At 59.9% G+C, this 8,855-nt stretch carries 5 protein-coding genes and 1 pseudogene; 1 reads left to right on the top strand and 5 read right to left on the bottom strand.

Annotated features, from left to right (window positions below; genetic code table 11):
* Nucleotides 1-229: pseudogene (locus FJ938_RS26530) on the bottom strand (very short patch repair endonuclease); the annotation flags it as partial.
* A gap of 164 nt (nt 230-393) precedes the next feature.
* A complete protein-coding gene (locus tag FJ938_RS26525) occupies nt 394-1,731 on the bottom strand; it encodes a DNA cytosine methyltransferase (protein WP_246673551.1) in 1,338 nt (445 codons plus the stop codon).
* A 294-nt stretch (nt 1,732-2,025) separates the two neighbouring features.
* Between FJ938_RS26525 and FJ938_RS26520 the strand changes: the two genes are divergently transcribed.
* Nucleotides 2,026-2,928, top strand: coding sequence for a hypothetical protein (locus tag FJ938_RS26520; protein WP_140699035.1), 903 nt, complete (start codon nt 2,026-2,028; stop codon nt 2,926-2,928).
* A gap of 819 nt (nt 2,929-3,747) precedes the next feature.
* On the opposite strand, the gene FJ938_RS26515 is transcribed toward FJ938_RS26520, so the two are convergent.
* The 3 genes from FJ938_RS26515 to FJ938_RS26505 form a co-directional block, all read right to left on the bottom strand.
* Nucleotides 3,748-6,801 carry a hypothetical protein gene (locus tag FJ938_RS26515; protein WP_140699032.1) on the bottom strand — a complete coding sequence of 1,018 codons (3,054 nt, stop codon included), beginning with the start codon at nt 6,799-6,801 and terminating at the stop codon, nt 3,748-3,750.
* Between the two features lie 109 nt (nt 6,802-6,910).
* Entirely contained in the window at nt 6,911-7,129 is a 219-nt protein-coding gene (locus FJ938_RS26510; protein ID WP_210243431.1) for a helix-turn-helix domain-containing protein, read from the bottom strand.
* A 225-nt stretch (nt 7,130-7,354) separates the two neighbouring features.
* Complete coding sequence (locus FJ938_RS26505) at nt 7,355-8,716, bottom strand: site-specific integrase (RefSeq protein ID WP_140699029.1); 1,362 nt, start codon at nt 8,714-8,716, stop codon at nt 7,355-7,357.
* Between the last annotated feature and the right edge of the window lie 139 nt (nt 8,717-8,855).

Raw genomic sequence — 8,855 nt, 5'->3', positions numbered from 1 at the left:
CGACCTTACACCCACGGTGGCGATGCCAAAAGCAACCATGCACGAAAACGACGGTTCGATGCTTTGGCAGAACGATATCAGGCTTTCCAGGCAGGCGACGGCTGTGCAGACGGAAGCGAAAACCAAGGCCATGCAGAGCCTTCCTAAGAGCTATCTCAGGCTTGGTATCGCAGGAACGAATCCTCGACATTCGCTCCGAGCGCTCGGCGGGTGTCAGCGTGTCCGCCATTGTTTTGAAAGCTCCTTATCCCCTTCTGGGTCTGGAAGACGCTTTGGCCCCCAAGCCGCTCGCTTATTAAGTCAAAGAGGCGCCGTACTCCCTTAGATGGGTTACCAGCCAATCTGAGGCATTGCGACGAAAGGGCGCTACGAGGTCTCAGCGATCGGTTACGCTTAGGCGCTCACGGCTACAGGAAGGGTTCGAGCACTTTCCGCGAGGGACTCTGCATCCGCAATTTCATCGAGAAGCTTGCATACGGCAAGGCCGATCGCCCTGCCTAGGAATGGGGGCACAGCATTGCCAACCTGAGTGTACCGCGGACATTCCTTCGTGCGTCGGTCGCCACCTGTAGTGAACTTACCCTCAAATTTGAACCAGTCAGGGAAGGACTGGAGCCGAGCGGATTCGCGGACCGTTAGGATTCGTGGCTCGGAGTAGTGCAGAATATCGTCAGGCAAGGTCGTGACAGTGGGGGCCGGCTTGTTGCCATCCATCGGGAATACGCGGTGCTTCTTCAGACCGTAACGACTGCGGTCTTTGTCGTTCATCCTTACCCCCTGCTCGCACTCTTTAATGATAAGAGCGAACCTCTTCTCAACGTGCTCACGGTGACGAGCAAGTCGCATGCTGTTCATCGCGCCATCGTAATCGTCCTGCATTAGTTCCTGATAACGCGTGAGCTTAGAGGGCCTGACATACCTAAGTTCCTGGAAGCCTGGACCCGAATCTGGATCGGTACAATTGATCCTCTCACGGTTCGCGCCATTGTGATCCCTGGTCTCCAGATCGGATAGAGCATTTCGGGCCGACACTTGTTCAGGCAACCCAAAACGATCAAGCTGCTCGCGGCGTGCGACCTCCAGCAATTCGAAGACCCTGCCGGGGTCGCCAGTCAGGTCCTTGCGAACGCCGATGGCAATTAGCCGCGAACGCTTTTGTGGTACCCCAAAGCGCGATGAATCTACTCGCTCCGCCCCGACGTTGTAGCCTGCTGTCACGAGGCTATCCACGACCCTATCGAAGTATGATTTTCGCTTGGCAACTGTCGCACCCGGAACCAGTTCTACATCGTTGCTACGCCAATGGGCGACTTGCATCCCGGGTACGTTCTCGAGGATCACAGACTTCGGCTGCAGTGCCTCCACCACCTCAACGTACTTTTCAAACATCAGATTTCGTGGATCATCCTCTACGCGCCTGCCAGCAAAACTGAAGCCTTGGCAAGGAGGACCTCCAGCAAGAACATCAATCTTACCCCTTAGGTTTGCCATCAGCTTGCTCTTGTGGCTTACAAGAAGATCCTCGATGTCCCAATGGGATTTTTCCAGCCATTTCGGCCAGTCAAAGGTATAGTTTGAATGGCGTTCTATTAGATTGGCACGAAAGGTCCTGAAGGCCAGATCGTCGCGCTCGATCGCGAATATCCCCCTCAAGCCAGCTTGCGATAGGCCAAGCGACAGTCCCCCGCAGCCCGCAAACAGATCAGCGAAAGTATAGGACTTCTGATGCAATAGGCACCTCGTTGGTCGGCAGGCTACCCGCGAGGCTAGCTCCAAGTACGTCGAATGAGCGGGTTCTCTGCACTCTTCATGGCGCCCGCCCCGCTGTGAAAGAATCTCGACTGCTCCGAAATTGCAATAGCAAAACAAGGCCCTGGAGGGCCCGTCACCAGAAATAACTCGCTTCCTGCCCATTCCCGACCGCCGTACTTACCGGCGAGGTGGTGCCAGGCTCTTGCGACTTCTGGCAGTTCATGTCATTGACTAGGTATATATTCCCATGACAGATTGGAGGGCCAGGCCGCAATGCATTCTGGAGGCGGTTTCTATTCCGATGAGCAGGAATGTAAATTCAGGGCCGCGAGCATCGCCCACAGGCGCGGTGGCATAGCCGAGATCGGTTGCGGAGCGCGAACTCGGACTGGCGGGACGTGCAGGCAGAAGCCACTCGTAGGGTCAAAGCGCTGCCTGCGCCATGCCGGGCCCCATGCCGCACGAGCATTTCGCGAGCGCCAAATCCGCGAACTTTCCAAGGGCAGGATAACGCCCGCTGAGTTCCAAGCCTACGAAGCTCGGCGCGCTGCCAACCGGCTGCGGGACAACTGGAAGAAAAATCCTTGGCTCTTTGGCAGCACAATCGACCTTGGCCCGCATGAACATCTGTTTCAGGCGGAAAGCGGGCTTGCCCATCGGGAGGTACCAACGGCTCCGGCCATTGTCGACTGGCTTAGGTGGAAATATCGCAGACTGCAAATTGACCGGAAGCGCGATGCCGAGTGGTTGCGGGTTTTGTGGGAAGACCTGCCGCGCCGGATCGAGGCGGCAGGAGTGCCGGCCCTAGACGACCTCGCGTCCGTCAATGAACAAACTGCGTCCCCGCTCCCGGGCTGGACAGCGGATCATAAGAACAGTGTTTTCTCAAAGCGCCGGAACCAAGACCGGCCAAAGGTCAAAGCTCCCCCAAACCGGGATCAATTGGCGCGCTTGCCGAAGGGCAAGTTTCGCGTGGAAGCAAGCGGCGAGGAAATCGCAGCGCTGTGGTTCCGGCACGGGTCGCTGTTGCGGCGCCTGTTCGAGAAGTGCCGTGACGACAAGGAAAAGAGCGCGGTGGTTGCCGCGCTCTATAGCTATGACCGGTATCCGAACGAGAGCCAAGCGGCGGAGCACTGGGCTGACGTTGTCCGGGTCCTGAACACGTCGGGGCGCTAGTTTTTGCCGTTATGCGTGACCAGAAACCGGGCCATGCGCCCACACGGGCCGCACTTGGCCGACCATGTGAATGCGCTTGATCTTCCCCTTGTGCGCGCATGGCACGCAAACACGCAGCAGCTTCCTGCCGGACGTCCCGTAATAGAAGGTCTCATCCTTGGTGAAGTGGTGGCTGCACGACATGCATCCTTCCGCCGAACCATCCACGCCCGGCTGGGTCATCAGAGCGCGCAACTCGGCGTCGGAGGGTCCCCGACTGGCCCGGGGCTTTGGATATGCTTCCACCCTACCGCGCGGAGAGTGGCGGACGGTGCGGTCAAAAGTTGAGTACTTATGTGGGCGACCTGCCATGAAATTAGTCCCTTGCTGTGACGTTGATAAGTAACTGCCCGCGCTCTCGCACGGGCGGTCGTCGGCAAAAAGGGATGGCGCCAAGCAGCTCTGGCCAACGGCTGCATCGAGCTTCGCGCGCGGCCGCAGGTGACAAGTGCGACAAGGAGGTGACAAGCCCCCTTGTCACCCGGAACCCCATGCAGCACAAGACTTTGGGAGCCCGATGACGAGGGTGACAAGGGGTTTCTTCTAAGAAAAGAGAGCAAGAGAAGAACGCCGACGACATGGGATGTGCAAATTGGCCTCCGCCGGACTGCTGCGTCCAAATCCAGCGGGCCGCCAACGCAAAATGAGCGAGGAGCCTTTTAGTCGCAAAAACCTTGTCACCCTTGTCACCCCTTCGCGCAAACCCTTGCCCCGCAAGGGGTTTGAGGGTGACAAGGGGGCTTGACACCGCCTCGTCACCAACCTTGTCACCACCCCTCCTCATGCGGCCTGATCCATCGCCCGCGCAACACGCAACGTAATCGTGCGTGCGTGCTTGGTGCGCTGCTTGATCGTCTCGATATCCCACGCGTCGCGCATAAGCGGTTCGATCCGCTGCGCCATCGACATGACGGCACGGGCATCGCTGCCCTGCCGCCCCCAATCCGGGCCGTCCATGAAGCGTAATGCGTTCACCAGCGCCTGAGGGGTTCCGGTCCATGTTCCGCCCGGTGCCTGTTCCAGCAGCGCCCGGACGCGCGCGGCATATGCGTTATCTTCAAGCTGCCGTTCGGCGTCCGTGCTGCGCATGTCGTTGATTGCTGCCAGGAGCACGCCCGGCTTCCACCCTGCGGCCTGCGCTGCCGCTTCTGCGATCAGCGCGGCATCGGCAAGCCTCGGCAGCGGCGGGAGCAGTCCTGCATCACTTGCCACCTTTACCGCGTCCAGCCGTGCCAGCGCCCCAACGGCAAGGTCCAGAAGGTCAGCCAGCAGATGCGCGCGGTCGGCTTCCCACGCAGCGTCAAGATGAGCCTCGATCCGACGCTTCCTTGGGTCGATGCGCGGCAGTTCCAAGCGCAACATGCGGTCCCGCACGTCTGCCCGCTGCGTTATGCCGTCGAGCACCGTCGTGAAGATCAAGCTCGCTTTGGCAACAAGAACCATGCGTCCACTGTCGGTATAAAGTTCGCGTTTGGCATATGCCGTTCCCGTCGCAAGGGCCGCGATCAAGTCGGGAGCTTTCAAGCCGCTGGCATTGTCCACCACAATGCAGGTTTGTGATCCAACAACCGCATAAACATCTGGCTCGTTGTCCGGCAACGACGTGACCACTGCGGCCGTGTCCGGGTCTGTGATATCCTTGACCCGGCGCCCAACAGTCGTCTTGCCTGACCCTTGCCCACCTGACAGCAGCAAATGGGCTACAGCGCCAGGGCGAAGCACCTGCGCCAGCAGGAACATCAGCACTATCGCTTCCTGCTGGATCCCGGCATCCAATGGGTCGTCCCGACGCTGCACAGATGCCAGAGGGATGTGCCGCCGCAAACGATCGAAAAATCCAACGCCGTCCCCTGCCCGGACCGGACGTGGAAGCGGCAGGCTACCGGGCCTAGTCGTCATCCGCACACCTACGATTGCCGACAGCGGCCTGACACTCCACCCGGCTGCCGTGATGTGAACGCCATTCGCGTCCGCGTCCATCAGGTTCAGGACAACAGCGACGGGTTTGCCTGCCGACATAATTTCCGTCTGCCGATAAAAAACCTCGTGCGTTGGTCCCGCCATCGCCCGTGCTGCCATGATGTCCCGCAATTCGTCCTTTGCGCTGCCGGTGAGGACGTGGCCACGCTTGACCAGCAGGGAATGGATAGCCCTGTTTGAACCCTTTTCGCTGACCTGGAAGACGAGGCCGAGCACTTGGAGCCACAGCTTGCCATCCGGCGAGTTGAAGAAATCCGCGTGCAAGACGTTCGTCAGGTGCTCGATAGCCGCTTCGGCGCGGTTCTTCTTGCCGGCTTTGGCTGGCGATGTGGAAGCTGCGGCATCTGATCCCGCCGCAGACGCCGAGAACTGCGGCATCGTGTTGTCGTTCGCGACGCAGTCGGGATCAATACCCTGCTCGCGCAACTGCCGTTCCGCATCCGCCCCTGCGAATGCAGCACGGGCCGCCTCGGCCCTGTAGGGCGCTTCCATCGCCTCGATCTGCGCAAACCCCGCCGGGTTGTGCTCACGAAGCATATCCCGGATGTGCGGCCAGCCGGCGAAGCGGGCGTCCCTGATGCCGTCATAAGTCCGCGCGTCATGGTCTGGGTCACTGCCAAACCAGCGTGCTGCCCAGGCCAGGGCAGCGTCTCGCGCTTCGGCCTCAAAGCCAGTGCCGTCCGCTGCGCCCTTCACCGCATGGAACAGCCTCACCATCAGATCGCGGTCCATGCCAACGTTGTTCGGCAGCAGCGACAGAGCAGCTTCGAGCAACTTGAGGGCGGCCACCCGCCGCAGTTCGGGCGGCAGCGGCGTAGCTCCCGCCGCTGTCATCGTGACATTCACACGGGTGCCCTTCTTCCTTCCTGGCAAACCGAGCCGCTGCGCCGTGTCGTGGAGGTGCTGCGCAAGTTCCATTACCGACCGGCGTGGCGCGTTCGGGTTGTACCCCTGCCAGATGCGGGCAAGTGCGAGCATCGCGCCGCGCGCCCGCTTTGCCTTGTTCGGAATGTTGATCGTATAAGGCAAACGGATAGGCCGGGCCGCGTCCGCCATGTTGTCGGCACCGATCGCGGCCATCGCGTCGGCCAGCAGTACAGTGGTCGCGATCACGTCCGCGCCTTGGACGGGTTCGATTGAAAACCAAATGTGCATTCCGTTACCGGAGTAAACAATCAGCGCCGCGTACGGCGCCAGCGCCGCCACGGTCCGCGTCCAGTTTGGGTCAACGCCCGGTGCGTCCTTGTTGTCGAGGTCCAAGACGACGTACCGACGTTCAGCGACATCACTTGCATTGGCTGCGGCAGTACTGCCGGCCAATTCGGCGCGGCGACTGTTAATGCCGTGGTAGATGTTCCGAAGCCCAGTGTGCTGGATGATGTGAGCCGCGAGTTGGTCCCGCTCATGTCCTAACCGGGCATTACGAGACAGTGCACCGCCGTCCGGTGTGACCGCGCGGAGTTCGAGCACGGCCTCGGGCCCATAGCGAGGGTCTAGAGTAGCAAGCGCCCGTTCGCAGGCGGGGCCGCGCCGGATCGCCCCTAGGAACGCGATGTAGCCCACAGCAGCCGGCACGGCGCCAGCAAGCAGTCCCGCTGCGGTCTCCTTCATCCTGATCGCGTCCAGGGCCAACAGCTCCTCACTGAGCGCATCTTTGATGATGCCTGCGACCTCTGCGGCGTCGGGAAGGTATCCCAACATCGCCCTGACTTCCGCCTCGATCCTTGCGGCGTCTTTCACTGTTGCGTTTGCAGCTTTTGCGGCTTCGCGCTCGGCGGAGCGCCGCACCTGACGGGATTGAGGGTTTGGTGCTTTTGCTTCCAAAGCGGGAGCTTGAGTTGCCAAATTAGGCATGGCATTTATTCCTTAGGGTAGCTTTCCTCGTCGGGCCTTTGGTCGGGTTGCCGGCACGGAAAGAATGAATATCACAGCGGCCTGCCGTCACCGGCAGGCCGCTTGCTTTTCAGGCAGCGTTGGCTTTTAGCGAAATTGTCGCTGTGTAGTTGTCGACAGCCCAACGCGACCAGCGAGAGGCGCGTCCGACCTTGGCCGGGTGCGGAAATTGACCCGATGCCATAAGGCGGTAGACCGTCGTTTTACTGATTTTGAACCTCGCTTTGACCTCAGCCAAAGTCAGGAATTCGCCATCGATGTTGCTATTTGCGGCTTGAAGCTGCGGCACTGTGCGCCTCCGTTTGGTGCGAGTAGTGTCTTGGACGGACCAACCCATCAGGCGAGTTTCAGGTTTTCGCAAGAACATTTTTTGGAAAAACTCAAAGAAAATTGTGGTTTGACAGTTATGTCAAATATCTGTGCTGCTAATCGCAGCACAACTTCCGCGCAAATCCTTGAAATGCAAGGAAAGACCCCTCCCTCGATAGGGAGAGGTCGGGAAACTTGGCACCGATTAGGCAGCCAAGGATATCGGGACCACATTCGCCAGGTTCGGAGGCGGCAAGCAGAAATCTGCCCAGGCTGACATAAGCATCGCGCGTTTCTTGATGGCGGTGTTGCGACGGTAGGCGGCGACGGTCTTGTCGCGAATGACGTGCGCGAGCGACGCCTCGATCGTCTCGTGAGTGAACTCCGTCTCGTCGCCGGCCCAATCGCGGAATGTCGAGCGGAAGCCATGCGCAGTGATGTCAGGGCGCTTCATGCGGCGTAGCACTGCCGTGAGCGTCATGTCGGAGAGCGGCCGGCTCTCGCCCTTGGCTCCTGGCTTGCCCGGAAAGACAAGCCCGTGCCGTTGATCAGCGTCGGGTTGCATGCGACACAAGAGTTCGACTGCTTGCTCAGACAACGGCACGATATGCTCGCGAGCCGACTTGGTGCGCTCGGCAGGCATAATCCAAGTCGGGATAACGCCATCAAGGTCGAATTCCGCCCAAACGGCGCCGCGTACCTCGCCGGACCGCGCTGCGGTCAGGATAAGCAATTCGAGCGCACGCGCGGCGGTTCCCTCACGGGCGCGCAGCGCGTTCATAAAGGCCGGGAGCTTATCATGGTCAAGACGGGCGAAATGGCCTTTGCTGGGTTTAACGCTGTCGTTAAGTCGATCCAGCCGGACAGACAGGTCTTTGGAAAGTGCCGCTGGGTTCTCGCCCGTCCGATAACCTTCCGCCTTTGCATGGGCCAGGATGTCCTCCAGCCTTCCGCATAGACGGCGCGCGGTTTCGGGCACAGCCGCCCACAGGACACGATTGCCGCCGCGCTTCGCTTCCGACTTCGGCACCTGATTGAAAACAAGCATGATGTCGTCCTGTGTGATATCCGCAAGCGGGATGTCGTTTAGAGGCCTTGCATAGTCGCGCAGGGTCATTTCCCACTGCTTCTGATGCTTCGTGTTCTTGAACTTGCGTTTGATGTCCGCCAGGACCTTGTCAGCGTAGTCCCCGAACGTCGTAGAGGCCTTGGCTTGTTCCTCCTGCTGGACTTGTTGCGTCACGGCAGCGGCCTTCTCGGCTTCGATGGTATCGATGCCCGCGCGGACTTGCCGCATGATGTCTTCGGCCGTTTCCCTCGCTTCCAGAAGGCTCAAGCTGCCGGCCTTTCCCTGGTCCGCGCTGCCGATGCCGGTTACGCGCCGCTTCTTTGTTGCTGGGGATGTGAAGCGGACGATCCAGCTGCGGGAGCCTTTCGGGTTGCCATTGGTGGGGTTGCCGACGGTTAGATAGAGGCCGTTGCAATTGTCGCTGTGCTCACCGGTTCCCAGTGTTTCGACTTCCCTGGCAGTCAGCCGACGGCGGTTTCGTGATTGAGTGGTGTTCATGTTGCGCTCTTTCGTTGCGAGTTGACGGCGCCATCCGCTCTCGTGACTTTCCCACCAGTTTTCCCACCAGTTTTCCCACCACTATCGATGAGATCGCAAAGAACCACTCGGTCCAATTGCTAACTGGCAGGAACAGGCA

The sequence above is a fragment of the Mesorhizobium sp. B2-4-14 genome (genome assembly GCF_006442155.1).
Classification (GTDB): Bacteria; Pseudomonadota; Alphaproteobacteria; order Rhizobiales; family Rhizobiaceae; genus Mesorhizobium.
Note: the sequence above shows the minus strand (reverse complement) of the source record. Positions and strands in the feature narration are given on the sequence as shown.